The organism is Corynebacterium frankenforstense DSM 45800 (assembly GCF_001941485.1).
Classification (GTDB): domain Bacteria; phylum Actinomycetota; class Actinomycetes; order Mycobacteriales; family Mycobacteriaceae; genus Corynebacterium; species Corynebacterium frankenforstense.
This window is the reverse complement of the sequence record NZ_CP009247.1, coordinates 629,922-656,242: the sequence shown is the minus strand read 5'-3', so window position 1 is coordinate 656,242 and position 26,321 is coordinate 629,922. Positions and strand designations below refer to the sequence as shown.

Here is a 26,321-nt window from a genome sequence, read left to right as displayed (position 1 = left end):
GTGCGCTGCGGCGTCGGCGAGGGTGCGACGGCGGCGGGCACCGTGTTCGCCGGGTCCGCCGGCCGCAGGGCTCAGCGCAGGCGCTCGCGGATCAGCCCGACGACCTTGCGTGTGTGGGCGACCCGCTCGAAGACCAGGGGGCGGTCGTAGCCGCGCACCATGAGCGAGACGGTGCCGCGGCGGCGCCGGTTGGCGTCGAGGACGTCCGCGAGGCGGATGGTGCCGGTGCGCGCGGTCAACTTGGCCGGGCGCACGCGGATGCGCCGGTCGGTCAGCTGGAAGAGCTGGTGGCGGGCGCGCAGCAGCGGCAGCAGGAGCCGCCAGGCCAGCAGGACCGCCCACACGCCGACGACGCCGTTGCGCACGTCGACGCTGACCATCCCGGCGCCCGGGCCGTCGAGGTAGCCGATCGCGATCCAGGCCACGGCCGTGATCAGGACGCACTCGAGCACGGCGAAGGTCAGCGAGCCCAGCGGGGCGCTCAGGTCGACGATGAGCCGCTCGGGGCGCCGCGCGCGGGGTGCCGGCGCGGCGTGCGGGTCGCGGCCGGGGCTCACTGCCCGGGCCGCCAGGGTCGCAGGTGGGTGACGTCGCCGGCCGAGAGCGTGCGGTGGATGCCCTGGTCGTCGACGACGACGAGCTCGCCGTCGTCGGCGATGTCCTCGGCCACGCCGTAGATGGCCCCCGACGGGGTCTCCACGCGCACGGCCTGGCCGATGGTGCCGCTGGCGGCGCGGTAGTCGGTGAGCAGCTGCGGCGAACCGGATTCCCACTGGCGCACGCGGCGCTCCAGGGCGGTGAGCACGGCGACGGCGACGGCCTCCATGCCCTCACCCGCCAGGGGGTCGTCCTCGATGGCCAGCGAGGTCGCGGTGGGCACCGGCAGGTCCTCGGGCGCGATGGAGACGTTGAGGCCGCAGCCGAGCACGATGCGCGGGTGGGCCTCGCCCAGGCCGTCGGCCTCGGCGAGGATGCCGCAGACCTTCTTGCCGCGCACCAGCACGTCATTGGGCCACTTCAGCTTCGAACCGGCCACGACGTCGGAGAACGCCAGGCCCGCAGTCAGCGGGAGCAGGCCGAGGCGGTCGAGGACCTCGGAGACGGAGCCGGCGAAGACCTCCGCGGCCGGGCGGTAGACCACGGAGAAGATCAGCTGGGTGCCGGGCGAGGCGGTGAAGCTGCGGCCCTTGCGCCCGCGGCCGGCGGACTGGTGCCCGGCCAGCAGCACGGTGCGGTCGACGGGGTCGGCGGCGTCGAGGAGGTCGGCGTTGGTCGAACCGGTCTCCTCGACGTACTCGATGGACGGGTAGAGCTCCGCGAGGGCCTCGCGCACGGTGGTGATGTTCACGCCGACCAGAGTAGGTGGAGCGAATAATTTTCCGCCAACCTTCGGTACCGTAACCAGGGGCGACGCAGGTGGCGCGGCAAATCCCGATCGCTTCGGTCTTGAAACATTTGCCCGGGATGGTTACTATCGCCGAACATGACTGATCCCTCATCTTCGGCGGTACTCACCGCCCCGCCGACGACGGCCGAGCGCAACGACGACCTGCGCCGGCGGCGCGCCGAGGCCCGCCTCCCGATGGGCCAGGCCGCCGTGGACAAGGTGCACGGCAAAGGCCGGCTGACCGCCCGCGAGCGCCTGGACGTCCTGCTCGACGAGGGCAGCTTCGTCGAGATCGACGAGCTGGCCCGCCACCGCACCCACGCCTTCGGGATGGACAAGCGCCGCCCGGTCACCGACGGCATCATCTGCGGCTGGGGCACCATCGACGGCCGCGAGGTCTGCGTGTTCTCCCAGGACGGCACCGTCTTCGGCGGCGCCCTCGGCGAGGTCTACGGCGAGAAGATGACCAAGCTCCAGCAGCTGGCCTGCGAGACCGGCCGCCCGCTGATCGGCCTCTACGAGGGCGCCGGCGCGCGCATCCAGGACGGCGTGGTCTCGCTCGACTTCATCGCGCAGACCTTCTACCACAACGTGCGCGCCTCGGGCGTTGTCCCGCAGATCTCCGTGATCATGGGCGCCTGCGCCGGCGGCAACGCCTACTCGCCGGCCCTGACCGACTTCGTGGTCATGGTCCGCGACTCGGCGAAGATGTTCGTCACCGGCCCCGACGTGATCACCACCGTCACCGGCGAGAAGATCACCCAGGCCGAGCTCGGCGGCGCGGACGTGCACATGGCCACCGCCGGCAACTCCCACTACACCGCCGCCGACGACACCGACGCCCTCGAGTGGGTCCAGGAGCTGGTCAGCTACCTGCCCGGCAACAACCGCGAGCTCGCCCCCGTCGAGCCCGCCGAGGTCGAGGAGGGCACGATCGCGGACTCGCTGACCGAGACCGACCTGGCCCTCGACTCGATCATCCCGGACTCGCCGAGCACCCCGTACGACGTGCGCGACGTGGTCGCCGCCGTGGCCGACGACGGCGAGTTCCTCGAGATCCAGGCCGAGCGCGCCGAGAACGTCGTCTGCGCCTTCGGCCGCGTCGAGGGCTCCACGGTGGGCTTCGTGGCCAACCAGCCGACCCACTTCGCCGGCTGCCTGGACATCGACGCCGCCGAGAAGGCCGCCCGCTTCGTGCGCACCTGCGACGCCTTCAACATCCCGGTGGTCATGCTCGTCGACGTCCCGGGCTTCCTGCCCGGCGCCGACCAGGAGCACCAGGGCATCCTGCGCCGCGGCGCGAAGCTGCTCTACGCCTACGCCGAGGCCACCGTCCCGAAGATCACGGTGACCATGCGCAAGGCCTACGGCGGCGCCTACTGCGTCATGGGTTCCAAGGGGCTCGGCGCCGACCTCAACCTGGCCTGGCCCACCGCGCAGATCGCGGTGATGGGCGCGGCCGGCGCGGTCGGCTTCATCCACCGCCGCAAGCTGAAGGCCGCCGAGGCCGAGGCCGTGGCGAACCACTCCCCCGAGGACGCGGAGGCCGAGGTCGCCGCGCTGCGCGCCCGGCTCGAGCGCGAGTACGACGACTACATCCTCAACCCCTACCTGGCCGCCGAGCGCGGCCTCGTCGACGCGGTGATCCTGCCCAGCGAGACCCGCGGCGAGATCGCCCGCGCGCTGCGCCTGCTGGCCACCAAGCGGGAGACCCGCCCGGCGCGCAAGCACGGCAACATGCCGCTCTGACCCACCGCCCGCCGCAACCGCCCCGACGACCACCCCACCCAGGCACCACCCCACCGATACCCGGAAGGAAAAAGATGTCCCCCCTCTTCACCGTCACCAAGGGCTCCCCGACCGCCGACGAGCTGGCCGCGCTGGCCACCGTCGTCGCCGTCGGCCGCAACGCCGCCACCGCCGCCGTCGGCACCCCGGGGCGCGGGCGCGCCGCCGCCCGCCGCGGCGGATCGTGCCCGGCGGGGCGAAACGGTTGGGCCACCCCGGGCGATATGTTCTCGGGAATCTCCTCCGCCCCGCTGCCCGGCGTCTCCTACGTATAGATCCCCCGCGGGCGCACACCGCCCGCGACCACGGGCGCTGAGCGCGCCCCACCGCGGGTGCCGCCCGCGCGGCACGGGCTCCGCGGGCACGCGGCGGGCGGAGGCGGTCCCGGCACCAGACCGCTGACGATCTAGAATCGAAGCCCATGACTGATCTTTCCACCACCGCCGGAAAGTTGGCCGGACTCCAGCAGCGTCTCGAGGAGGCCCACGCCCCGCGCGGCGAGAAGGCCGTCGAGGCGACCCACGAGGCCGGGCGGCTGACCGCCCGGGAGCGGGTCGAGCACCTGCTGGACCACGACTCCTTCGTCGAGATCGACGCCCTGGCCCGCCACCGCGTGGAGGCGCACGGCCTGGACGCCGACCGCCCCGCCACCGACGGCGTCGTCGCCGGTTACGGCACCGTGGACGGCCGCAAGATCTGCGTGTTCGCCCAGGACCGCGACATCTTCGACGGCCGCCTCGGCGAGGTCTACGGCGAGAAGATCACCAAGGTCCAGAAGCTGGCCGCCACCACCGGCGTGCCGCTGGTCGCCTTCCTCGAGGGCTCCGGCGCGCGTGCGGCCGAGAACGTCGCCGCGATGGCCTTCTACTCCACGATCATCGCCGGGCAGGCCAAGGCCTCCGGTGTGGTCCCGCAGATCAGCGTCGTCACCGGCGAACTGACCGGCCCGCACGCGCTGCTGGCCTCCCTGGCCGACTTCACGGTCATGGTCGAGGGCGGCGCCGCGGTGAGCCTGACCCCGCCGGAGATCATCACCACCGTCACCGGCGCCGAGGTCGACCCGGCCGCCGACCTCGGCGCGCAGGCGCACGCGGCGACCTCCGGCACCGCGCACCTGACCGCCGCCGACGACGCCTCCGCGGTCACGGCCGTCGCCGAGCTGCTCGGCGTGCTGCCGGCCAACAACCGCGCCGAGGCCCCGCGTGACCTGGACGCGCGCGTGACCGGCCCGATCAGCGAGAACATCACCGACCGCGACCGCGAGCTCGACGCCGTCATCCCGGACGACCCCGCGGTCCCCTACGACGTCCACGACGTCATCGGGCGCGTCGTCGACAACGGCTGGTTCCTCGAGCTGCAGGCCGCCTACGCCGACAACGTCGTCACCGGCTTCGGCCGCATCGAGGGCCGCGCGGTGGCCGTCGTGGCCAACCAGCCGGTCGCCCTGGCCGGCTGCCTGAGCGCGGCCGCCGCCGAGAAGGCCGCCCGCTTCATCCGCGTCGCCGACTCCTTCAACATCCCGGTGGTCACCTTCGTCGACGTGCCGGGTTTCCTGCCGGACACCGGCGAGGAGCTCGCAGGTGTGGTGCGCCGCACCGGCAAGCTGGCCGCCGCCTACGCGGAGGCCGCCGTCGGCACGCTGACCGTGGTCACCCGCAAGGCGATGGGCGCCGCGGCCATGGTCATGGGCGCCAAGCACCTGGGCGCGGACCTCGTCTTCGCCTGGCCGACCGCCGAGATCGCCGCGGTGGCCGCGGACGTCGCCGTCCCGGAGATCCACGCCGCGGAGCTGGCCAAGGCCGAGCGCCGCCGCAAGGACACCGCCGCGATGCGCGAGAAGTTCACCGCCGAGTACGAGGCCGAGGCGCTCACCCCGTACCTGGCCGCCGAGCGCGGCCTGGTCGACGCCGTGATCCCGCCGAACCAGACGCGCGGCCAGCTCGTCGAGGGCCTGCGCCTGCTCGACCGCAAGGTCATCTACCCGCCGGCCAAGAAGCACCCGAACACCCCGCTGTAAGGAGGAACGATGACCACTGCGCAACCGATGTTCACCGTCCTGAGCGGGCACCCGGATGACGTCGAGGTCGCCGCCCTGGACAAGGTGCTCCACGACGTCGCCCGCCGCTCCTCCGGACCGCAGGAGCGCGAGCGCAACGACTGGGGCCGCGCCTCCGCCCGCCGCCTGCACGTGGCCGGCTTCAACCCGGCCGCCTTCCGCACGCTGACCTACCGCTGAGTGCGCCCGTGTCCGAACCCGTGCGCCTGATCCTGGCCTCCCGCTCCCCCTCGCGCGCCGCGCTGCTGCACGCCGGCGGCTGCGAGCCGGAGCTCATCCCCGCCGACGTCGACGAGGACGCCATCCGCTCCTCGCTTGACGACGCCGCGCCCGCCGACGTCGTCGCCGCCCTCGCCGTGGCCAAGGCGCGCGCGGTGCGCGCGCGCCTTTCCGGCGACGCGCCCGCGACCGTCATCGGCTGCGACTCGATGCTGCTGCTCGACGGCGAGCTGCAGGGCAAGCCGCACACCGCCGAGCGCGTGGTGGAGCGCTGGCGCGCCCAGGCCGGCAAGGCCGCGGACCTGTTGACCGGGCACTGCGTGATCGGCCCCGACGGCCGCGAGATCGTCGAGACGGCCGGCACGCGCGTCTTCTTCGCCGACGCCCGCGAGGACGAGATCGCCGCCTACGCGACCTCGGGTGAGCCGCTCGAGTGCGCCGGTGCCTTCACCCTGGAGGCGCTCGGCGGCTGGTTCATCGACCGCATCGAGGGTGACCCCTCCTCGGTGATCGGTCTGTCGCTGCCGCTGGTGCGCCGGGCGCTGAACTCCTTCGGCTTCCCGGTCAGCGCCTTCTGGGCCCGCTGAGGCCCGCTGCCCCGGCTCAGTAGCCGTAGCCGTTGTAGCTGTCGTAGCCGCCGTAAGCCGGCGGGGCGTAGCCCTGCCCCTGTTGGTTTCCGTAGCCGGAGCCGTTCCCGGTGCCGTAGTTGCTGCCGTACCCGCCGGTGCCGTAGCCCGCGCCCGCGGACGGCCCCGTGCCGTTGCCGTAGGTGTCCGGGTCACGCTGCGGCTGCGACGTCTGCCCCGCGCCGCCCGGGCCGCCCGCGCCCTGCGCCGGGCGGCGCCCGGTCGTGGTCGCCTCGCCGGAGGTGCCCGCCTCGTCGGCGGGCGCGGCGTCGTCAAGCAGTCCGTCGGCCGCGGGCGGCAGGAGCTTGCGCAGCTGCTCCCACAACAGGTCCTGCAGCGAGAGGGCGAAGTCATCGGACATGTGGTTGCCGTCGCGCCACATGTAGATGTTGCCCATCTCCGCGCCGCAGAAACCGTTCGGGCAGAACCAGCCGGAGGTGTCCACCGCGAGCATGCCGGGGCGGGCCTCCAGGTAGGGCCGGGCCGGGTCGGAGTCGGCGTAGACGTCCTCGCGCGGGCGGCCGCAGTCGTAGAAGTCGTTGCCCTCCTCGAGGCACTGCGAGACCATGTCGGGCCCGCCGTCCTCGAGGAGGAACCAGGGGTTGTCGCGCAGGCCGACGAACGGGATGCCCTCGGCGGCCAGGAAGTCCCACAGGGTGATGTAGGACTGCGGCACCGAGTCGATGGTCTGGCCGATCTCCAGCAGCGGGCGCGTGGAGTTCGAGACCACGAGGTCCGGCTGCTGCTCCTCGATGCGCTCGATGACGCGCTGGTTGAAGATCTGGCAGCCCTCGTCGAAGACGCCGTCGAGCTCGGTGACGAATGCCGGGCAGGACTGGCGCACCAGCGGCACGACCTTGAAGCCGTGCTTCTTGCCCAGCTCGTCCATCGGGGCCATCCACTGCTCGGCGTGCGAGCCGCCGACCAGGTAGACCTCGACCTCGGCGTCCTTGTCGCCGAAGATGCAGTGGTCGGCCTCCTCGCCGGTGTAACGGTCGATGACCAGCTCGTCCGGGTCGTCCTCGAAGGTCGACATGCAGCCGGCGGCCCACGCCGGCGAGACGGTGTCCGCCAGCACGTAGGGGTCCGGGCCGGGTTGGACGCCCTCCGGGGCCTTCGCGCCGGTGAGCACGCGCGCGCCCGGGTGGTCGGCCGGGTCCAGGGTGCCGTCCTCGACCTGGCTCACGCTGGACTGCCAGGCCGCGGGCACCGACAGCAGGCCGGAGGCGACCAGGGCGACGGTCAGGCCGCCGGCGGCGCGCAGCAGCGCCGGGGTCTCGTCGACCACCTTGCGCGCGGCGTCGACCGTGCGGTTCTCCGCACGCGTCGGGCGCTTGGCCTTCTGCTGCAGCGGACTCTCGATGAATCGGTGGGTCAGGTCGGCCAGCAGCAGGGAGCCGGCGATGACGAGCACGCCCAGCCAGGCCGGCGGGCGGGTCATGCCCAGCATCACGGTCGACAGGATCAGGATCGGCCAGTGCCACAGGTAGAGCGCGTAGGCGATGCCGCCGAGCCAGCGCGCGAAACGGCTCGCCAGCACGGAGGCCACCCGGCCGCCGCCGAGGATGACCAGCACGGCCCCGCCCAGCGGGTAGAGCGTCCACGGGCCCGGGAAGTAGGCGGCGCCGTCGAAGAGCAGACCGGTGGTGACCACCATGGCCAGGCCGACGACGGTGCAGAGCTCGCGGGCCCAGCGCGCCAGGTGGATGCGCGAACCGTAGAGCAGCAGGACCGCGCCGAGGGTCAGCTCCCACATGCGCGAGAACGTCGAGTAGTAGTTCAGCGCCTGGTCCACCCGGTGCAGGTACACCGCGTAGCAGAAGGAGAGCACCGTGGCGACGATGAGCACCGGTCCGGCGATGCGGGCGGCCGGGGTCGTCCGCTCGCGCCCGGAGCGGCGCTGGCGGCGCAGGATCACCGCGATGATCCAGCCGAGGAGCACGGCGCAGACGTAGAACTGCCCCTGCACCGACATCGACCAGATGTGCTGCAGCGGGCTGGTCGTCGCCGAGGCCGCGCCGTAGGCCTGGCCCTGGTTCGCCAGCTCCCAGTTCTGGTAGTAGAACAGGCTGGCCACGAGTTGATTGGCGACGTCGAGCTGGCGCAGCGCCGGCACGAACCACGCCACGGCGAGCGTGGTCACCGTGAGCACGAGGACCAGCGAGGGCAGGAGTCTGCGGGCGGTGCGCCAGATCGGCCACCACATGTTCAGGGAGGCGTCGGGGCGCTCGGCGTAGCGCAGCTGCGAGCCGAGGAAGAAGTAGCCCGACAGCAGCAGGAAGACGTCGACGCCGCCGGAGACGCGGCCGACGAAGACGTGGAAGATGACGACGAAGGCGATGGCGATGCCGCGCAGCCCGTCGAGGTCGTAGCGGTATTTCGCGGTGCCGAGACCACCCGGGTGCCCGGAGTTGTCCACGCTCGTGCTCACCTCAGAACCAGCGGTCCTCTTCCCCGTCCCGTCGTCGTCCGCGAGCGCGGTGGACGGACCGCGCGCGCCGTGCCCGGGGCGGGCGGGCGCCCCACGGCGCCGGCCCCGGACCGGGCGATAGCCGCGTGGAATTGTATCAGCAGGTGGGCAGGCCCCGGCGCACGCGGCTCAGGGCGGGTTAGGGTGGGCGCCATGGAGATCAACGACATGCTCGCCCCGCCCCCGGTCCACCTGCCCGCCGACCCGGCCGCCGACGCCGGTGACCCGCAGACCCCGGCCACCGCCATCGCGCACCCGGACAGCCCGCTGGTGTGGGCCGCCCGCGCCGAGCAGGCCCTCGACGCCCTCGAGGCCGCCGGGGCCGACGCCGCCGACGAGGACAAGCTCGTCGCCTACGCCTTCGCGCGCACCGGCTACCACCGCAGCCTGGACCGCCTGCGCCACAACGGCTGGAAGGGCTGGGGCCCGGTGCCCTTCTCGCACGAGCCGAACCAGGGCGTGCTGCGCGCCATCGCCGCGCTCGCGCGGGCCGCGAAGCTGATCGGCGAGGACGACGAGTACGACCGCTGCCGCCAGATGCTCTCCGACGCCGACCCGGGCTGCGTGGCCACGCTGCTCGACAAGTGAGCCGACGCCGGCGTTCGCCGGCGCGACGCCGGGCCACACCGGCCGGCGACGGGGCGCGACGGGCGGCGGCGGGGCGCGCGCCGCTGTGACGTGAGCTGCGTCATGACGTGTGCGCCTGCGTGACCGTGGGGCCCCGCGGCGGTATCGTGGGGGTACAAATATACGTCGTCCCCGCCGATCCCGGCGTGCGGGCGACGAAGCAGTCCCGGCAGCAGAAAGGTCACCATCGTGCCAGTGCCGTTTGATCCGCACCCGCCCTTCCAGCAGTACGCCCACCCGGAGCGGCTGGTCACCGCCGCGTGGCTCTCCGCCCGCCTCGGCGTCAAGGGGCTGCGGGTCGTCGAGTCCGACGAGGACGCGCTCCTCTACGACATCGGGCACATCCCCGGCGCCGTGCGCATCGACTGGCAGCGCGACCTCAACGACCCGGTCACCCGCGACTTCATCGACGGCGAGGCCTTCGCCCGCCTGATGCGCGAGAAGGGCATCGCCCGCGACGACACCGTGGTCATCTACGGCGACAAGTCCAACTGGTGGGCCGCCTACACGCTGTGGGTCTTCGAGCTGTTCGGCCACGAGGACGTCCGCCTCCTCGACGGCGGCCGCGACGCCTGGATGGCCGAGGAGCGCGACACCTCCTTCGCCGTGCCCGAGTACCCGGCCACCGACTACCCCGTCGTCGAGCGCGACGACTCCTCCGCCCGCGTCTTCGTCGACGAGGTCCTGGCCGCCGCCCGCGGCGAGAACGGTCTCTCGCTGGTCGACGTCCGCGACATCGACGAGTACACCGGCAAGGCCTCCGACCAGAACTACGCGCCGAAGTCGGTCGAGCGCTCCGGCCACATCCCGGGTGCCGTGCACGCCCCGTGGCGCTCCGCGGTGCACTTCAACAACAACTTCCGCCCGGTCGAGGAGCTGCGCGAGAACTACTCCGCACTCGACCCGGACGCCCCCACGGTCACCTACTGCCAGCTCGGCGACCGCTCCGCGCACGCGTGGTTCGTGCTGAAGTACCTGCTCGGCTTCGACAACGTGCGCAACTACGACGGCTCGTGGTCCGAGTGGGGCAACATGATCCGCATGCCGATCCGCACCGGCGAGGAGCCCTAGACCGCTCCCCTCCCCAACGGGTGCCGCGCGTCCGCGTGGCACCCGTTTTTCACGCCGGCACCGCGCGGGCACGCGCGCCGGAGCGACCCCGGCGGCACCGGCGCGCCGCCGGCGGCACCCCGTGCAATGCCGCCGCTTTTATAGCTCCAGCACAACAAATGCGCCGCCCGTCGGCGCGGCACCCCCGTAACTGAGACCGCAGACGGTGCGATAGACGGGGCGTCGGAAAGCGGCGCGCCGAAACATGAGGATTCGCTCAATTTTTGTCGCGTGCCCTAGACTGGCGTAAGTTACGGTGCCGAAACAAGCACCCGTCCACGCCCCAACCGAGCCCAGGAGAGTGACAGTGGCCGTCGAATCCCGGAAGATCAGCAAGGTCCTCGTGGCCAACCGCGGAGAGATCGCCGTGCGCGTCATCCGCGCCGCCAAGGACGCGGGAATCGCCTCCGTGGCCGTCTACGCCGAACCGGACGCCGACGCCCCCTTCGTCGAGATGGCCGACGAGGCCTTCGCGCTGGGCGGCTCGACGGCCGCCGAGACCTACCTGGACATCGAGAAGATCGTCGCGGCCGCCGGCAAGTCCGGCGCCAACGCGGTCCACCCCGGCTACGGCTTCCTCGCCGAGAACGCCGACTTCGCCCGCGCGGTCATCGACGCCGGGCTGATCTGGATCGGGCCCTCGCCGGAGTCCATCGCCGCCCTCGGCGACAAGGTCACCGCCCGCCACATCGCCGAGCGTGCCGACGCCCCGATGGTGCCCGGCACCCAGGACCCCGTCGCCGACGCCGACGAGGTCGTCGCCTTCGCCGAGAAGCACGGCCTGCCCATCGCCATCAAGGCCGCCTTCGGCGGCGGCGGGCGCGGCATGAAGGTCGCCCACGAGCTCGACGAGGTCGCCGAGCTCTACGAGTCCGCCACCCGCGAGGCCACGGCCGCCTTCGGCCGCGGCGAGTGCTTCGTCGAGCGCTATCTCGACCGCGCCCGCCACGTCGAGGCCCAGGTCCTCGCCGACCAGCACGGCAACGTCATCGTCGTGGGCACCCGCGACTGCTCGCTGCAGCGACGCTTCCAGAAGCTCGTCGAGGAGGCCCCGGCGCCCTACCTGACCGACGAGCAGCGCGAGCTGATCCACTCCTCGGCCAAGCGCATCTGCCGCGAGGCCGGCTACTACGGCGCCGGCACCGTCGAGTACCTCGTCGGCTCCGACGGCCTGGTCTCCTTCCTGGAGGTCAACACCCGCCTGCAGGTCGAGCACCCCGTCACCGAGATGACCACCGGCATCGACCTGGTCCGCGAGCAGTTCCGCATCGCCGAGGGCGAGCAGCTGCGCTTCACCGAGGACCCGACCCCGCGCGGGCACGCCTTCGAGTTCCGGATCAACGGCGAGGACGCCGGCTCCAACTTCATGCCGACGCCGGGCACCGTCACCGGCTACCACGAGCCGTCCGGCCCGGGTGTGCGCGTCGACTCCGGCGTGCGCGAGGGCTCCGTGGTCGGCGGCCAGTTCGACTCCATGCTGGCCAAGCTGATCGTCTACGGCGAGGACCGCACCGAGGCCCTCGAGCGCTCCCGGCGCGCCCTGGACGAGTACAAGGTCGAGGGCATGCCGACCGTGCTGCCCTTCCACCGCCTGATCGTCTCCGACCCGGCCTTCATCGGTGACGGGGACGGCTTCTCGGTCTACACCAAGTGGATCGAGGAGGAGTGGGACAACCCGATCGAGCCGTTCACCGACCCGACCGAGACCGCCGACGAGGACGGCACCGACCCGAACCACAAGGTCGTCGTCGAGATCAACGGCCGCCGCGTCGAGATCGCGCTGCCCTCCTCGCTCTCCCTGGGCGGGTTCACCCCGCGGCGCAAGACCCGCAAGCGCCGCGCCACCGGCAAGGCGTCCGCCGCCTCCGGCGACGCCGTGATCGCCCCGATGCAGGGCACCGTGATCAAGGTCAACGTCTCCGAGGGCGACGAGGTCGCCGAGGGTGACGTGGTGGCCGTGCTCGAGGCGATGAAGATGGAGAACCCCGTCAAGGCCCACAAGGCCGGCAAGGTCACCGGGCTCGCCGCCGAGGAGGGCGCCGGAGTGACCAAGGGCGAGCAGCTCCTCGAGATCAAGTAGCCCGCGCGGGCGTGCCGGGGGGACATGCCGCAGCCGCGGCGTGCACGGGGCGTCGTACCGCAGAGGCACGGCGACCGGGCGTATCGAAGCCGTAACGATCGGGCTCAGGGCCGTGCCACCGGCGTGACCCTCCCCTACCCTCGGCGGACATGTCCACCACCGCGAAAGTCGTCGCCACGGCCTGCGCCGTCGCCGTGATCGTCGCCTGCGCGCTCGTCGTCACCGTCAACCGCTTCAACGCGGCGGAGATCGAGTCGCTGCGCGAGGGCGCGGACGCGCGTGGGCAGAGCTACGAGCTGGAGATCCACGACCCCGTGTTCAACACCTACTCGTTCCGCGTCACCGAGAGCTAAATGCGGAGAGGCGCCGCCCGGCGGGGAGAGTCATCCCGCCGGGCGGCGCCGCTGTCCGGGCCGGGCGCCTCAGCGGCCGGACCGGGCCGTCGGGCGCGCGCCGACGCTAGGCGATCTCGACGATCAGGTCACCGCCCTCGACCTTGGTGGCCTGCTTGATCACCACGCGCTCGACGGTGCCGTCGACCGTGGCGGAGATCGAGGCCTCCATCTTCATCGCCTCGATCACGGCGACCTGGTCGCCGGCCTTGACCTCGTCGCCCTGCTCGACGGTCACCGTGACCACGCCGGCGAACGGCGCGGGCACCTGGCCCTCGACGGACGGGTCGGCCTTCTCCACCGAGGAGGTCACCGACTCGACCGAGTGGTCGCGCACGCGCAGCGGGCGGACCTGGCCGTTGACGGTGCAGACGACCGAGCGCATGCCCTTCGCGTCGGGCTCGCCCACGGCGTCGAGACGCACGGTCATGCGCCGCGAGGAGTCCGGGATCTGGATGACGCGTTCGACGCCCTCCTCCAGGCCGTAGAAGAACTCGCGGTCCTCCAGGCGGGAGACGTTGCCGTAGCGCTGGCGGTGCTCGGCGAATTCCTTGGCCGGCTTCGGGAAGAGCAGGCGGTCCAGCGTCTTGCGGCGCGTGGTGCGGTCCTTCGAGTGCAGCGCCTCGGAGTCCTCCGGCTCGAGGTCCTGGAGCGGGTCCGGGCTCTCCTTGCGGCCGGCCAGGGCCTTCTCGCGCAGCTCCTCGGGCCAGCCGCCGGGCGGGGTGCCCAGCTCGCCGCGCAGGAAGGCGATCACCGAGTCCGGGATGTCGTGGGCCTTCGGGTCCTCGGCGAACTCCGCGACGGTGACGCCGCTGCCCACCAGGGCGAGCGCCAGGTCACCGACGACCTTCGAGGACGGGGTGACCTTGGTCGGCCGACCGAGCAGCTCGTTGACGTCCGCGTAGGTGTCCTCGATGAGCTCGAAGCGGTCGGCCAGGCCCAGCGCCGTGGCCTGCGCACGCAGGTTGGACAGCTGGCCGCCCGGGATCTCGTGGTGGTAGACACGCCCGGTCGGGCCGGGCACGCCGGCCTCGAAGGGCTTGTACAGGGCGCGCACGGCCTCCCAGTACGGCTCCAGGTCGCAGACGGCCTGCAGGTCCACGCCGGTGTCGCGCCAGGTGTTGGCGAAGGCGGCCACCACGGCGGACAGCGAGGGCTGCGAGGTGGTGCCCGACATCGGGGCGCTGGCCGCGTCGACGGCGTCCGCACCGGCGTCGGCGGCGGCGAGGTAGGTCGCCAGCGAGCCGCCGGCGGTGTCGTGGGTGTGCACGTGCACCGGCAGGTCGAATTCGTGGCGCAGCGCCTTGACCAGCTTCTTGGCCGCGGCCGGGCGCATCAGGCCGGCCATGTCCTTGATGGCCAGGATGTGCGCGCCGGACTTGACGATCTGCTCGGCCAGGCGCAGGTAGTAGTCCAGCGTGTAGAGGTCCTCGTTCGGGTCGGTCAAGTCACCGGAGTAGGCCATGGCGACCTCGGCGACCGTGGTGCCCGTCTCGAGGACGGCGTCGATGGCCGGACGCATCTGCGAGATGTCGTTCAACGCGTCGAAGATGCGGAAGACGTCGACGCCGCTGTCGGCGGCCTCCTGGACGAAGGCCTTGCAGACCTCGTCCGGGTAGGGCGTGTAGCCGACCGTGTTGCGCCCGCGCAGCAGCATCTGGATGTTGACGTTGGGCATCGCCTGGCGCAGGTCGTCCAGGCGCACCCACGGGTCCTCGTGCAGGAAGCGCATGGCGACGTCGTAGGTCGCCCCGCCCCAGGCCTCGACGCTGAACAGGTTCGGCGTCATCCGGGAGACGGCGCGCGCCGCCGGGATGAGCGCCTCGCCGCGCACGCGGGTGGCCAGCAGCGACTGGTGGGCGTCGCGGAAGGTGGTGTCGGTCAGCTTCAGCGCGTCGGACTTGCGCAGCCTGCGGGCGAACTCCTCCGGGCCGTACTGCAGCAGCTCGTCGCGGGAACCGCGCGGCAGCGCGGCGGTCTCGTCGAGCTCGGGCAGCTTCAGCCGCGGGCGCACGGCTTCGAAGGGCTCGCCGTGCGGGCGGTTGACGGTGACCTCGGCGAGGTACTCGAGGATGCGGCTGGGCTCGTCGTCGACCGGCGGGGCCTGCAGCAGCCAGGAGTGGTCCGCGATGAAGGAGGTCGAGATCCGGTTGTGCTGGAAGTCGTCCTCGTGCAGCAGCGCGCGCAGGAAGCCGATGTTCGTGGTCACGCCGGAGACGTCGAACTCGGCGAGCGCGCGCTGGGCACGCGCCACGGCGGTGGCGAAGTTCGGCCCGCGGCAGGTCATCTTGACCAGCATGGAGTCGAAGTTCGGGGTGATCTCGCCGCCGAGCTGGGCCGCGCCGTCGAGGCGCACGCCGGCGCCGCCCGGCGAGCGGTAGGAGGTGATCGTGCCGGTGTCGGGGCGGAAGCCGTTGTTCGGGTCCTCGGTGGTGATGCGGCACTGCAGGGCCGCGCCCGAGGTGTGGATGTCCTCCTGGCGCAGGCCCAGCTCCTTGAGGGTGGCCCCCGCGGCAATCTGCATCTGCGACTTGACCAGGTCGACCTGGGTGACCTCCTCGGTCACGGTGTGCTCGACCTGGATGCGCGGGTTCATCTCGATGAAGACGTGGCGGCCCTCGCGGTCGACGAGGAACTCGACGGTGCCGGCGCCCTGGTAGCCGATGTGCTCGCAGAAGCGCACGGCGTCGGCGCAGATCTGCTCGCGCAGCTCCGGGTCGAGGTGCTGGCCCGGGGCGATCTCGACGACCTTCTGATGGCGCCGCTGCAGGGAGCAGTCGCGCTCGTAGAGGTGGATGACGTCACCGGTGGCGTCGCCGAGGATCTGGACCTCGATGTGCTGCGGGTCGATCACGGCGCGCTCGACGTAGACCTCGCCGGAGCCGAAGGCGGCGGCCGCCTCGCGGGAGGCCTCCGCGGCCAGCTCGCGCAGCTTGTCGGGGCTCTCGACGAAGCGCATGCCGCGTCCGCCGCCGCCGGCGACGGCCTTGACGAACAGCGGGTACTCGCGACCCTCGGCGTACTCGACGATGGTGTCGATGTCGTCGGAGGCCGGCGAGTCGTCGAGGATCGGCAGGCCGGCCTCGGCGGCGGCCTCGACGGCGGCCGCCTTGTCGCCGGTCAGGTCCAGGACCTCCGGCGGCGGGCCGATGAAGGTGATGCCGTTGTCCGCACACGCGCGCGCCAGCGCGGCGTTCTCGGAGAGGAAGCCGTAGCCGGGGTAGACCGCATCGGCGCCGGTCTTCTTGGCGGCGCGGATGATCTCCTTGATGTTCAGGTACGCCTTGACCGGCGAGTCGTCGCGCCCGATGCGCACGGCCTCGTTGGCGAAGGAGCGGTGGAAGGAGTTGCGGTCCTCCGCCGGGTAGACCGCCACCGTGGAGGCGCCGACCTCGTAGGCCGCGCGGAACGCACGTACGGCGATCTCCCCGCGGTTGGCCACGAGGATCTTCTCAAAACTGGGGGTGTTCTCGGATACCACGGGGCATCGGTCCTTTCTCCGTGAGCCCGGCGCGCAGGGCCCGACCGCGCGCCTGCAGGATGTGCGCGTGGATACGCGTACGCCCAAAAGTGTAACCAAACACTCTGAAAGGCCGGAATCGGGTACCCCTCACACGACGTCGCCCGTGGTGCGCGCACGGGCGCGCACCACGGGCGTCGGCAATCGCCGGGTGGGCGAACTAGCGGTCGGCGTCCGCGACGGCGCGCTGCTCGGGGCCGTTGTAGGCGGACAGCGGGCGGATCAGCGAGTTGTTCTCGAACTGCTCGACGATGTGCGCGGTCCAGCCGGCCAGGCGGGCGACCACGAAGATCGGGGTGAAGAAGTCCGTGGGGAAGCCCAGGATGTGGTACGCGGGGCCGGCCGGGAAGTCCAGGTTGGGCTTGATGCCGGTGCGCGCGTCCATGGCCTCCTGCATGTTCTCGTACATCTCGACCCACTTCTCCTGGTCGTGACGGCGCGCCAGCTCGCGGAAGGCCTTCTCCATGCTGGGCACGCGCGAGTCGCCGCGCTTGTAGACGCGGTGGCCGAAGCCCATGATCAGGTCCTTGGCGTCCAGACGCGCGTTGACCCAGTCGGCGGCCTTGGCCGGGTCGTCGATCTCCGCCATGGCGTGCATGACGAACTCGTTGGCGCCGCCGTGCAGTGGGCCCTTGAGGGCACCCACGGCGCCGGTGATCGCGGAGTAGGCGTCCGAGCGCGTCGAGGTGATCACGCGCGCGGTGAAGGTCGAGGCGTTGAAGGAGTGCTCGGCGTAGAGGATCAGGGACTGCTCGAAGGCGCGGATGTCCTCCGGGTCCGCCGCCGGCGAGCCCTCCTCGGTGCCGAAGACCATGGTCAGGAAGTTCTCGGCGACCCCCTTGTCCGGGTCCGGGGCGATCACGCCCTTGCCGGCGCGGCGGCGGATGTCCAGGGCGATGGCCATGGGCAGCTGGGCCTGCAGGTGGTGGCCGACCAGGCGGATGTGGTCGGAGTCCGGGGTGAACAGCTCGGGGTCCTTGGTGCCCAGGTAGCTCACGGCGGTGCGCACGACGTCCATCGGGTGGCAGGTCTCCGGCAGGGAGTGCACGGCGGCGACCAGGCCCGGGTCGAGCTCGCGGTAGGAGCGCCCGGCGGCGTTGTGCTCGGCGAGCTGCTCGGCGGTGGGCAGCTCCCCGTTCCACAGCAGGTAGGTGACCTCCTCGTAGGAGCAGTTCTCCACGAGGTCCTGGACGGGGTAGCCGCGGTAGGTCAGGGAGTTCGTCTCGGGCATCACCTTGGAGACGGCGGTGTAGTCGGCCAGCACGCCGGCCAGGCCCTTGTAGATCTTCGGCTCGTTCTGCTCGGTCATGGTCGTGGTTCCTCTCGTGTTCTGCCGGCCGGGCGGCCGGGGTGACCGGCCGGGGCGGCCGGGCGGGTGTGGTTCCTGGTTCTTCCTGTCAGCGGTCTCAGTTGTCGGGGTCGTAGTTCTCGCGGGAGTAGGTGAACACCGACTGGTCGAAGTCGTTGTACTCGGCGTAGCGCAACAGCTCGTAGAGCCGGGCGCGGTGCTGCATGCGCTCGAGCCAGCCGGTCTGCGTGCCGGTCTCCGCGATCTCGCCGAGGGCCTCCTCGACCTGGCCCATGGCGATGCGCAGCGTGGTCACCGGGTAGATCACGGCGTCGTAGCCGAGCTCCTCGAGACGGCCGGCGGGCAGCAGTCGGGTCTTGCCGAACTCGGTCATGTTGGCCAGCAGCGGCACGTCCGGCACGGCCTCGCGGAAGCGGGCGAACTCGTCCTCGGTGTGCAGCGCCTCGGTGAAGATCAGGTCGGCGCCGGCGTCGCGATAGGCCTTGGCCCGCTCGATGGCGGAGTCGATGCCCTCGACACCGGCGGCGTCGGTGCGCGCGCAGATGACGAACTCGCTGTCGCGGCGCTCGCGCACGGCCGCGGACAGCCGGCGGACCATCAGGTCGGCGGGCACGACCTCCTTGCCGTCCAGGTGGCCGCAGCGCTTGGGGTTGACCTGGTCCTCGAAGTGGCAGCCGGCCACGCCCGCGTCCTCGAGCTCGGAGACGGTGCGCGCGGCGGACATCGGCTCGCCGAAGCCGGTGTCGGCGTCGACGAGCACGGGCAGGTCGGTGGCCCGGGCGATCTGGCGGGAGCGGGCGGCGACCTCGGTCAGGGTGGTCAGGCCGATGTCCGGCAGGGCGAGGTCGGCGGCGACGACGGCGCCGGAGACGTAGACGCCCTCGAAGCCGGCCTCCCCGATCGCGCGGGCGACCAGCGGGGAGAACGCGCCGGGCAGCCGGGCGATGGACGGGCCCGTCAGGGCCTCACGCAGGCGGCGGCGCCGCTCGGTGGGGGTGATCTCGGAGGAGTAGAGGCCGGCCATCAGAACACCCCCGCCGGGGTCTCGGGGGCCTCGGCGAGCTTCTCGGCGCTCAGCTCGATGTTGAGCGCGCCGAGGTCGTCGAGCTCGGGCAGGGCCTGGGCGGCCTCGAGGAAGCGGTCCTGCTCGGCATCGTCGACCACGCCCTCGGCCAGGGTGCGGAACTTCGCGATGTACTGCTCGCGGGCGAAGGGCCGGTTGCCGCCCGGGTGGGCGTCGGCGAGCGCCAGCTCGTCCTCGATGACGGTGCCGTCGGCGAGCGTGACCACGGCGCGGGCGCCGAACGCCTTCTCGTCCGGGTCGGTCGAGTGGTAGCGGCGGGTCCACTCCGGGTCCTCGACGGTGGAGATCTTGCGCCACAGCTCGACGGTCTCCGGCCGGTGGGCGCGCTCGGGGGCGTAGGAGCGCTCGTGGTGCCAGTCGCCGTCCTCGAGGGCGACGGCGAAGATGTACATGATCGAGTGGTCGAGGGTCTCGCGCGAGGCGTCCGGGTCGAACTTCTGCGGGTCGTTCGAGCCGGTGCCGATGACGTAGTGGGTGTGGTGGCTGGTGTGCAGCACGATCGACTCGACCTTGGCGAAATCGCCGCCGGTGGCGTCGAGGACGCGCTCGCGCATGCGCCGGGCCAGGTCGATGGGCGCCTGGGACTGGTACTCGGCGGAGTGCTCCTTGGTGAAGGTGTCCAGGATCGCGCGCTTCTCCTCGCCCTCGGCGGGCAGCGGCACCGTGTACTCGGCGTCGGGGCCGGAGAGCAGCCAGGCGATCACGCCGTCCTCGCCCTCCCAGATCGGGGCGGGCGCGCCCTCGCCGCGCATGGCCCGGTCGGTGGCCTCGATGGCCATCTTGCCGGCGAAGGCGGGAGCGAAGGCCTTCCAGGAGGAGATCAGGCCCTTGCGGGACTGGCGGGTGGCGGTGGTGGTGTGCAGCGCCTGGCCGATGGCCTGGTAGATGGTGTCGACGTCGAGGTGCAGCAGGGTGCCCAGGCCGGCGGCCACCGAGGGGCCGAGGTGGGCGACGTGGTCGATCTTGTGCTCGTGCAGGCAGATGCCGCGCACGAGGTCGACCTGGATCTCGTAGCCGGTGGCGATGCCGCGGATCAGGTCGCGGCCGCTGGCACCGGAGTGCTGGGCGACCGCCACGATCGGCGGGATGTTGTCGCCGGGGTGGGAGTACTCGGCGGCGAGGAAGGTGTCGTGGAAGTCGAGCTCGCGTACCGCCGTGCCGTTGGCCAGCGCGGCCCACTCGGCGGAGAAGCGGCCGGGTACACCGAAGACGGCGGCGCCGCGCTCGGCGACGGGGTGGCCCTCGGCCTGGCGACGGGCCACGGTGACCGGGCGGCGCAGCACGGAGGCCGCGCTGACGGCGGCGTTGTCGATGATGCGGTTGACGATCATCTCGGCCGTCTCCGCGGGCACCTCGACCGGGTCGGCGGCGACGCGCGCGATCTTGTGGGCCAGGTGCTCCTCGTAGGGGAAGTCCTCCGCGGAGCGGTGGGATCGGACGGTGTGCTCGATCATGTCGTGGCGACTCCTCGCTTCGTGTCGGGCGGTGCGCCGCCGGCTGCCCGACGCCGCACCGCGGTGTGTGGTGCAGCTCATGCTAAAGGATTAGTTATGCCACCGCTCACTTTCGGCTAAATAGTTTTCTTCGATTGCCGACGCCGCGCCCGTCCCCCGTGCGCGCACGGGTGACGCACCCGGCGCGCGGGCGCCGTGCGCCCGCGAACGGGGGTGACGGGACCGCGCACCGGCACCACCGGGGCGTCGTCAATCCCGCCCCGGAGACACGAAAAACGCCGACCCCGCCGGGGCGGCGGGATCGGCGTTCGGGTGCCGGAACGCTAGTCCAGGTCGTCGTGGGCGACGAGGCGGCGGGCGGCCTCGGTGATGGAGCCCGACAGCGACGGGTAGACCGAGAAGGTCTCGGAGAGGTCGGCGACCGTGAGGTTCTTGCTCACGGCGAGGGCCACCGGCAGGATCAGCTCGGAGGCGGTCGGGGCGACGATCACGCCGCCGATGACGATGCCGGAGTGGCGCCGGCAGAACAGCTTGACGAAGCCGTGGCGCAGCGAGCGCATCTTCGCGCGCGGGTTGGTCTGCAGCGGCAGGGTGATGGTGCGCGCGGAGATCTCACCGGACTCGACCTGGGCCTGGCTGACGCCCACGGCGGCGATCTCGGGGCGGGTGAACACGGCGTTGGCCACCGTCTTCATGCGCATCGGGGTCACGCCCTCGCCGAGCGCGTGGTACATCGCGATGCGGCCCTGCATGGCGGCCACGGAGGCCAGCGGGAAGAGGTCGGTGCAGTCGCCGGCGGCGTAGATGCCCGGCACGTTGGTGCGCGAGACGCGGTCGACGTGGATGTGGCCGGACTTCGTCAGCTGCACGCCGACGCCCTCCAGGCCCATGCCCTCGGTGTTCGGGATGGAGCCGACGGTCATCAGGGCGTGCGAGCCCTCGATCTCGCGGCCGTCGGTGGTGCGCACGATGACGCCGTCGCCGGTGTTCTCGGCGGACTCGACGCGGCCGTGCTTGACCAGGTGGACGTTGCGCTCGGACAGGACGGTCTCGAGGACGTCGGCGGCGTCGGCGTCGTCGTGCGGCAGGATGCGGTCGCGGGAGGCGACCATGGTCACCTTCACGCCGAGCTCGGCGAAGGCGGAGACGAACTCGGCGCCGGTGACACCGGAGCCGACGACGATGAGGTGCTCGGGCAGCTCCTTGAGGTTGTAGACGTCGCGCCAGGTCAGCACGCGCTCGCCGTCCGGCTGGGCGCCCGGCAGGATGCGCGGGTGGGCGCCGGTGGCCACCAGCACCAGGTCACACTCGAAGGTCTTCTCCGCGCCGTCGGCGTGCTCGACGCGCACGTAGTGGGTGGCCAGCTTGCCGGTGCGCGACTCGAACTTCGCGTGGCCGTCGATGACGGTCACCCCGGCGCGGCGCATCTGGGCGTAGATGTCGGCCGACTGCTTGCGGGCGAGCTGGCGGACGCGGTTGTTCAGGGCGTCGACATGGAAAGGGGCCTCCGCCGCTTTCTGGCTGAGGCCCATGTCTTCGGCGCGCCGCAGGTCGGTGAGGATGTTCGCGCCCGCGATGAAGGACTTGGAGGGCACGCAGTCGAGCACCACGGCCGAGCCGCCCATGCCGCGATCCTCGATGAGGGTGATATCGGCGCCGTACTTGGCGCCGGCGAGGGCCGCCTCGTAGCCGGCCGGCCCTCCGCCGATGATGACGATGCGCTTGGACAACGGGTTCTCCTCCGCAGTGGTTTCAGACATACCGTTTGGGGCACGACACAATTGTGCGCGTGCCTGGAGTGCTTCACAGTGATGGCAGTACGCGACCAAGCTTAACGGAGGCCCCCACCGACCGCCGGGCTGGGGGCATTCGAAATACGGAACTCCGGGGGTGCGGGCCCCACCCCCTCCCCCGCCGGCGGCGGGCCGGCGTGGCTGCTGGGCCGGCGTGGCTGCTGCGGCGGAGTGGCGGCGGCCGGCGGGGCTACTCGGAGGCCGCGGAGCCGGCCGTCGCCGGCGGCTCGGCGCGGTGGTAGCGGTCCACGGTGGCGGCGAAGAGCCGCACGCCGACGGCCAGGGCGCGCTCGTCGACGACCAGGTCGTCCTGGTGGAGGTCCTGCATGCGACCCTCGCCGGACCAGCAGCCCAGGCGGGCCATGGAGCCCGGCACGTGCTCGAGGTACCAGGAGAAGTCCTCGCCGCCGCTGGACTGCGGGGCCTGGACCACGGCGTGCGGGTCCAGGGAGGTCACGGCCTCGGCGAGCATCGAGGTGGCCACGTCGTCGTTGAGCACCGGCGGTACCCCGCGGGTGTAGTGGACGTGTGCCTCGCACCCGGTCGGGGCGACGACCTGGTGGACCAGCTCGGTGAACTGCCCCTCGATCTCCCGCCAGACCCCCATGTCCGCGGTGCGCAGCGTGCCGGTGACGTTGCCCTGCCGCGGGATGGCGTTGGGCGCGTAGCCGGCGTTGACGGTGCCGAAGACGAGCACGGTGCCGGTGCGCGGGTCGACGCGGCGGGAGAGCAGGCCGGGCAGGTCGGTGACCAGGCGGCTGAGGGCGTAGACGACGTCGCCGGTCATGTGCGGGCGCGAGGTGTGGCCGCCCGGGCCGGTGACCTTGATGTCGACCAGGTCGGTCGCCGAGGTGATCGCCCCGGTGCGCAGGCCGACGCGGCCGACCTTGAGCTTCGGCTCGGCGTGCACGGCGTAGATGGCGGCCACCCGGTCGAGCGCGCCGAAGCCGATGACCTCGGGCGCGCCGCCGTCGAGGACCTCCTCGGCCGGCTGGAAGATCACGCGCACCCCGGTGCGCAGCTGGTCGGCGCAGTCGGCCAGCGCACAGGCCAGCGCCAGCGCGATGGTGGTGTGGGCGTCGTGGCCGCAGGCGTGGCAGACCCCGGTGTTCTCCGAGGCGAAGGGCAGGCCCGTGCGCTCGGTGATCGGCAGGGCGTCGATGTCGGCGCGGAACGCCAGGCGCTCGCCCTCGGCGGGCCCGATGTCCACCATCAGGCCGGTGCCCGGGAACCTCTTCGGCTCCAGCCCGTGCTCCTCGAGGCGGTCGACCAGGAACTGGGTCGTGTCCTCCTCCATGTGGGAGAGCTCGGGGTGGGCGTGGAAATGCCGGCGCCAGGAGACCACCTCGTCGTGGTGTTCACGCAGCCAGGAGTCCACTGAGTCGATGATGCGCACGTGCTTCGCGCTGCCTTCCTACTCTCCGCGGGCCGGGGTTGCGGCTGCCCGTCCGTCCGGGCACAAATACTCCCCCGATACTAGTACCCGGCCACTTCACCCCGGGCCGTTACGGTGCGGGTTCCGCTCACTCGTCCCGGCCGGGCTCGTCCCTGCCGGGTCGGTTCGAACCGGACCCGTCCGTGCCGGGCCGGTTCGAGCCGGACCCGTCCGTGCCGGGCACCCCGCGGCCGCCGGGGCGCGGGAAGCGGCCGGGGCGCTTCACCCCGGCCCTGCCGCGCACGCCGCGCACGCCGCGGGCCCTCCGTGACTCCCGGGTCTCGCGGGCCCGGGTGTTCCCGGCGGTCCCGGGGGTCTCGCGGGACCCGCGGTCGGCCCGGCTGTCCCGTAGCCCGCGGCCCTCACGCCCGTCCCTCTTCGTTCTCACCCCACGTGCCCCGCGCGCCTCCCGGACGCCGAGGAGCTCGCGCTCGCGGAAGGTCAGGGTGTCGCCCTGGGCGGCGGGCCAGCGCATGTCGATGTCGAGCACGCCGCTGTCGGTGGAGCGCGGCCCCGGCGTGTGCGTGGCGTCGGGGATGAGCACCGCCGGCGGCACGTCGAGGGCGCGGGCGACGGCGTAGACGTTCGACAGGGTCGGGTCGCTCGCGCCCTTGCGGTTGGTCTCGTTGCGCTCCCACATGCTGATGGTGTTGCGCGACAGCCCGGAGGCCTCGGCGAGCTCCTGCTGGGTCAGCCCGCGCATCGCGCGCAGCCGGCGGACCCGGGTGCCCAGGGCGAGCGCAAAGCTGCGCCAATGAGGCTCCGAAGTTTTCTCCATGACTCCAACTCTGCCCACCGCGGCGAGCATTGTCCGCCAACCATGGTGGTCACGGAGACGATTGGGAGGCGACGCACGCGGGAGCGTGCACCGCGGGTCCGGTCACATGTGGTCCAGGTCCATGTTCCGCGGGCCGTAGAGGCGGTCGCCGGCGTCGCCGAGGCCCGGCACGATGTAGGCGTCCTCGTTGAGCGAGGGGTCGATCGCGGCCGTGATCAGGCGCACCGGCAGCCCGGACTCGGAGAGGGCCTTCACTCCCGGCTCGGCGGAGACCATGCACACGGCGGTGATGTCGGTGGCGCCGTGGGCGACCAGCAGGTTGATGGCGTGCAGCAGCGAGCCGCCGGTGGCCAGCATCGGGTCGACGACGAAGACGGGCCGGCCGGAGAGGTCCTCGGGCAGCGCCTCGAGGTAGGGCACGGGCTCGTGGGTCTCCTCGTCGCGGGCCAGGCCGATGAAGCCGACCTGGGCGTCCGGGATCATGGAGAGCGCCGGGTCGATCATGCCGAGCCCGGCACGGATGACCGGCACCACGATCGGCGGCTCCTTCAGGCGGGTGCCCTCCGCGGTGGCCACGGGGGTGACGGTGTCGAAGTGCTCGACCTCGAGGTCGCGGGAGGCCTCGTAGATCAGCATCGCGCCCAGGTCCGCCAGGGCGGCCCGGAAGGCGGCGTTGTCGCTGCGCGCGTCGCGCATGAGGGTCAGCCGCGAGGCGGCCAGGGGATGATCGACCACGGTGATGTCCATGTGGACAATCCTAGGTTCTCCACGGAACCGCCGAGGGGTGCGGTCGGGTCAAAGAAGGTATGGAGAAACTCACGTCCCCGCCTGACACCCTCGACCTGGACACCGGCCACGCCCGGGTGCTCGCCGCCGACCTCGCCGCCGGAGCGCGCGCCACCCGCCCGCTGGCGCCGGTGCTGCCCGACATACCCGCCTACGCCCTCTACCGCCGGGCCCTCGAGCGCGCGGTCGACACTCTCGGCGAGGCCGGCGAACGCCTGGCCGAGCGCGCCGGCCGGCTCGCCGCCGACAGCCTGCGCGCCGTGGACGCCATGGAGATTGACGACGCCGCGCTGGGCGCCGCTCTGCCCCACGACCGGCTCGGCGCGTCCCCCGGCGCGCCGTCGCAGCCCGCGCCCGCGGGCCTTGCGGGTCTTGCGGGCGGTGAGCCGCGATGATCGACCTCGCCTCCGCCATCGCCCCGCTGGTCGCCGCGCGCCCGCCGCAGCTGCCGGCCGTCGAGACTCCCCTGCTGCCCGACCTCGCCGCGGCCGGTGCGCTGGGCCCGCTGCTCGGCGGGGACCCCGAGCCCTTCCTGCGCGCCGGTTCAGCCCTCGAGGAGGAACGCGGGGAGCTCGCCGGGGTGGCGGCCGACGCCGGCGCGCTGGCCGAGGGTGCGCGCCACGACCTGACCGCGCTGGTCGCCGAGACCCTCGACCGGCTGGTCCGCACCGCACTGCCCATGGCCGTCCCCGGCAACCCGGCCGTACCCGCGGCGATGGCCGAGGCCGTCGGCATTCTCTCCGACGCCCGCCTGCGCGCCGAGGAGCGCCTGGAGCGCCTAGCCGCGGAACTCGCCCCGCTGGCCGCCCGCCTGGAGGCGGTGGCCGCCCGGGCCGCGGAGGCCTCCGGGGCCGTGCCGGAGGGCACCTTCACCGAGCCGGCGGGCCGCGACGGAACGCCCGCCGGAGCGGGCGCCGCCGAGCACGGGGCCGCCGCACCCGGCGCGGGCGCCGGTGCCGCAGGCGACGGTGAGCCCCACGACGCCGACGCGGTGGCCACGACGCCGGACGGCGGGGCGTCGGAAAGCGGCTCCGCCCAGGGCGAGGAGGCCGTGGCGGCCGCACGCACGCAGCTGGGCACGCCCTATGTCTGGGGCGGCACGCAACCGGGCGGCTTCGACTGCTCGGGGCTGACCCAGTGGGCCTACCGGCAGGCCGGGGTGGAGATCCCGCGCACGGCCGAGGAGCAGGCGGTGGGCCGGTCGGTCAGCGCCGAGGAGCTGCAGCCGGGCGATCTGGCCGTCTGGGACGGGCACGTGGCGATGTACGCCGGCGACGGGCAGATGATCGAGGCCGGCGACCCGGTGCAGACCAACCCGGTGCGCACCTCGAACATGGGCATGGCCTTCAAGGGCTTCTACCGGCCGACGGGCTGACCGAGCGGCGGGTGACCGGCGGGTCACGGGGT

The 26,321-nt window shown here is 72.4% G+C and carries 22 protein-coding genes; 11 read left to right on the top strand and 11 right to left on the bottom strand.

Going from position 1 to position 26,321, the window contains the following annotated elements:
• Window positions 1-71: 71 nt before the first annotated feature.
• Both CFRA_RS02800 and CFRA_RS02795 read right to left on the bottom strand, forming a co-directional pair.
• Window positions 72-557, bottom strand: a complete 486-nt coding sequence (locus CFRA_RS02800) for a hypothetical protein (protein ID WP_245797643.1) — start codon at window positions 555-557, stop codon at window positions 72-74.
• On the bottom strand, window positions 554-1,348 hold the full coding sequence (locus tag CFRA_RS02795; protein ID WP_075663366.1) for a biotin--[acetyl-CoA-carboxylase] ligase: 795 nt from the start codon (window positions 1,346-1,348) through the stop codon (window positions 554-556). Before CFRA_RS02795 ends, CFRA_RS02800 begins: the two co-directional genes overlap by 4 nt.
• Window positions 1,349-1,483: 135 nt before the next feature.
• On the opposite strand from CFRA_RS02795, the gene CFRA_RS02790 reads away from it, so the two are divergent.
• The 5 genes from CFRA_RS02790 to CFRA_RS02770 all read left to right on the top strand — a co-directional run bounded on the left by CFRA_RS02790 (window position 1,484) and on the right by CFRA_RS02770 (window position 6,037).
• Window positions 1,484-3,136, top strand: a complete 1,653-nt coding sequence (locus CFRA_RS02790) for an acyl-CoA carboxylase subunit beta (RefSeq protein WP_075663365.1) — start codon at window positions 1,484-1,486, stop codon at window positions 3,134-3,136.
• Between the two features lie 74 nt (window positions 3,137-3,210).
• Entirely contained in the window at window positions 3,211-3,450 is a 240-nt protein-coding gene (locus CFRA_RS02785; RefSeq protein WP_075663364.1) for an acyl-CoA carboxylase subunit epsilon, read from the top strand.
• A 146-nt stretch (window positions 3,451-3,596) separates the two neighbouring features.
• Window positions 3,597-5,192, top strand: coding sequence for an acyl-CoA carboxylase subunit beta (locus CFRA_RS02780; protein WP_075663363.1), 1,596 nt, complete (start codon window positions 3,597-3,599; stop codon window positions 5,190-5,192).
• Between the two features lie 9 nt (window positions 5,193-5,201).
• Window positions 5,202-5,411 carry an acyl-CoA carboxylase subunit epsilon gene (locus CFRA_RS02775; protein ID WP_075663362.1) on the top strand — a complete coding sequence of 70 codons (210 nt, stop codon included), beginning with the start codon at window positions 5,202-5,204 and terminating at the stop codon, window positions 5,409-5,411.
• A 20-nt stretch (window positions 5,412-5,431) separates the two neighbouring features.
• Complete coding sequence (locus CFRA_RS02770; RefSeq protein ID WP_075664823.1) at window positions 5,432-6,037, top strand: Maf family protein; 606 nt, start codon at window positions 5,432-5,434, stop codon at window positions 6,035-6,037.
• A gap of 16 nt (window positions 6,038-6,053) precedes the next feature.
• On the opposite strand, the gene CFRA_RS02765 is transcribed toward CFRA_RS02770, so the two are convergent.
• On the bottom strand, window positions 6,054-8,507 hold the full coding sequence (locus CFRA_RS02765) for an acyltransferase family protein (protein ID WP_245797641.1): 2,454 nt from the start codon (window positions 8,505-8,507) through the stop codon (window positions 6,054-6,056).
• Between the two features lie 192 nt (window positions 8,508-8,699).
• Here CFRA_RS02765 and CFRA_RS02760 point away from each other — a divergent pair, with 192 nt between their 5' ends.
• From CFRA_RS02760 to CFRA_RS02745, 4 genes are all read left to right on the top strand, one after another.
• On the top strand, window positions 8,700-9,134 hold the full coding sequence (locus CFRA_RS02760; RefSeq protein ID WP_075663360.1) for a DUF3151 domain-containing protein: 435 nt from the start codon (window positions 8,700-8,702) through the stop codon (window positions 9,132-9,134).
• 228 nt (window positions 9,135-9,362) lie between these two features.
• Entirely contained in the window at window positions 9,363-10,244 is an 882-nt protein-coding gene (locus tag CFRA_RS02755; protein ID WP_075663359.1) for a sulfurtransferase, read from the top strand.
• A gap of 346 nt (window positions 10,245-10,590) precedes the next feature.
• Window positions 10,591-12,363, top strand: a complete 1,773-nt coding sequence (locus CFRA_RS02750) for an acetyl/propionyl/methylcrotonyl-CoA carboxylase subunit alpha (protein ID WP_075663358.1) — start codon at window positions 10,591-10,593, stop codon at window positions 12,361-12,363.
• A gap of 149 nt (window positions 12,364-12,512) precedes the next feature.
• Window positions 12,513-12,716, top strand: a complete 204-nt coding sequence (locus CFRA_RS02745; protein ID WP_075663357.1) for a hypothetical protein — start codon at window positions 12,513-12,515, stop codon at window positions 12,714-12,716.
• 106 nt (window positions 12,717-12,822) lie between these two features.
• Here the strand turns inward: CFRA_RS02745 and CFRA_RS02740 are convergent, their stop codons facing one another.
• From CFRA_RS02740 to upp, 8 genes are all read right to left on the bottom strand, one after another.
• Entirely contained in the window at window positions 12,823-16,236 is a 3,414-nt protein-coding gene (locus tag CFRA_RS02740; protein ID WP_075663356.1) for a pyruvate carboxylase, read from the bottom strand.
• A 199-nt stretch (window positions 16,237-16,435) separates the two neighbouring features.
• Window positions 16,436-17,584 (bottom strand): bifunctional 2-methylcitrate synthase/citrate synthase, encoded by a 1,149-nt coding sequence (locus CFRA_RS02735; RefSeq protein WP_075663355.1) that lies wholly within the window; start codon window positions 17,582-17,584, stop codon window positions 16,436-16,438.
• Window positions 17,585-17,681: 97 nt separating this feature from the next.
• Window positions 17,682-18,608: a methylisocitrate lyase gene (gene prpB, locus CFRA_RS02730; RefSeq protein ID WP_075663354.1), complete on the bottom strand. Its 927-nt coding sequence runs from the start codon at window positions 18,606-18,608 to the stop codon at window positions 17,682-17,684.
• Window positions 18,608-20,122: a 2-methylcitrate dehydratase PrpD gene (gene prpD / locus CFRA_RS02725; RefSeq protein WP_075663353.1), complete on the bottom strand. Its 1,515-nt coding sequence runs from the start codon at window positions 20,120-20,122 to the stop codon at window positions 18,608-18,610. Before prpD ends, prpB begins: the two co-directional genes overlap by 1 nt.
• Before the next feature lie 323 nt (window positions 20,123-20,445).
• Window positions 20,446-21,882, bottom strand: coding sequence for an NAD(P)H-quinone dehydrogenase (locus CFRA_RS02720; RefSeq protein ID WP_075663352.1), 1,437 nt, complete (start codon window positions 21,880-21,882; stop codon window positions 20,446-20,448).
• A 223-nt stretch (window positions 21,883-22,105) separates the two neighbouring features.
• A complete protein-coding gene (locus CFRA_RS02715; protein ID WP_075663351.1) occupies window positions 22,106-23,311 on the bottom strand; it encodes an amidohydrolase in 1,206 nt (401 codons plus the stop codon).
• 127 nt (window positions 23,312-23,438) lie between these two features.
• Window positions 23,439-24,128 (bottom strand): helix-turn-helix transcriptional regulator, encoded by a 690-nt coding sequence (locus CFRA_RS02710; protein WP_169842160.1) that lies wholly within the window; start codon window positions 24,126-24,128, stop codon window positions 23,439-23,441.
• Between the two features lie 102 nt (window positions 24,129-24,230).
• On the bottom strand, window positions 24,231-24,875 hold the full coding sequence (gene upp, locus CFRA_RS02705; protein ID WP_075663349.1) for a uracil phosphoribosyltransferase: 645 nt from the start codon (window positions 24,873-24,875) through the stop codon (window positions 24,231-24,233).
• Window positions 24,876-24,934: 59 nt separating this feature from the next.
• Between upp and CFRA_RS02700 the strand changes: the two genes are divergently transcribed.
• A complete protein-coding gene (locus CFRA_RS02700; RefSeq protein WP_075663348.1) occupies window positions 24,935-25,309 on the top strand; it encodes a hypothetical protein in 375 nt (124 codons plus the stop codon).
• Window positions 25,306-26,289: a C40 family peptidase gene (locus tag CFRA_RS02695; RefSeq protein ID WP_075663347.1), complete on the top strand. Its 984-nt coding sequence runs from the start codon at window positions 25,306-25,308 to the stop codon at window positions 26,287-26,289. Before CFRA_RS02700 ends, CFRA_RS02695 begins: the two co-directional genes overlap by 4 nt.
• Window positions 26,290-26,321: the final 32 nt, after the last annotated feature.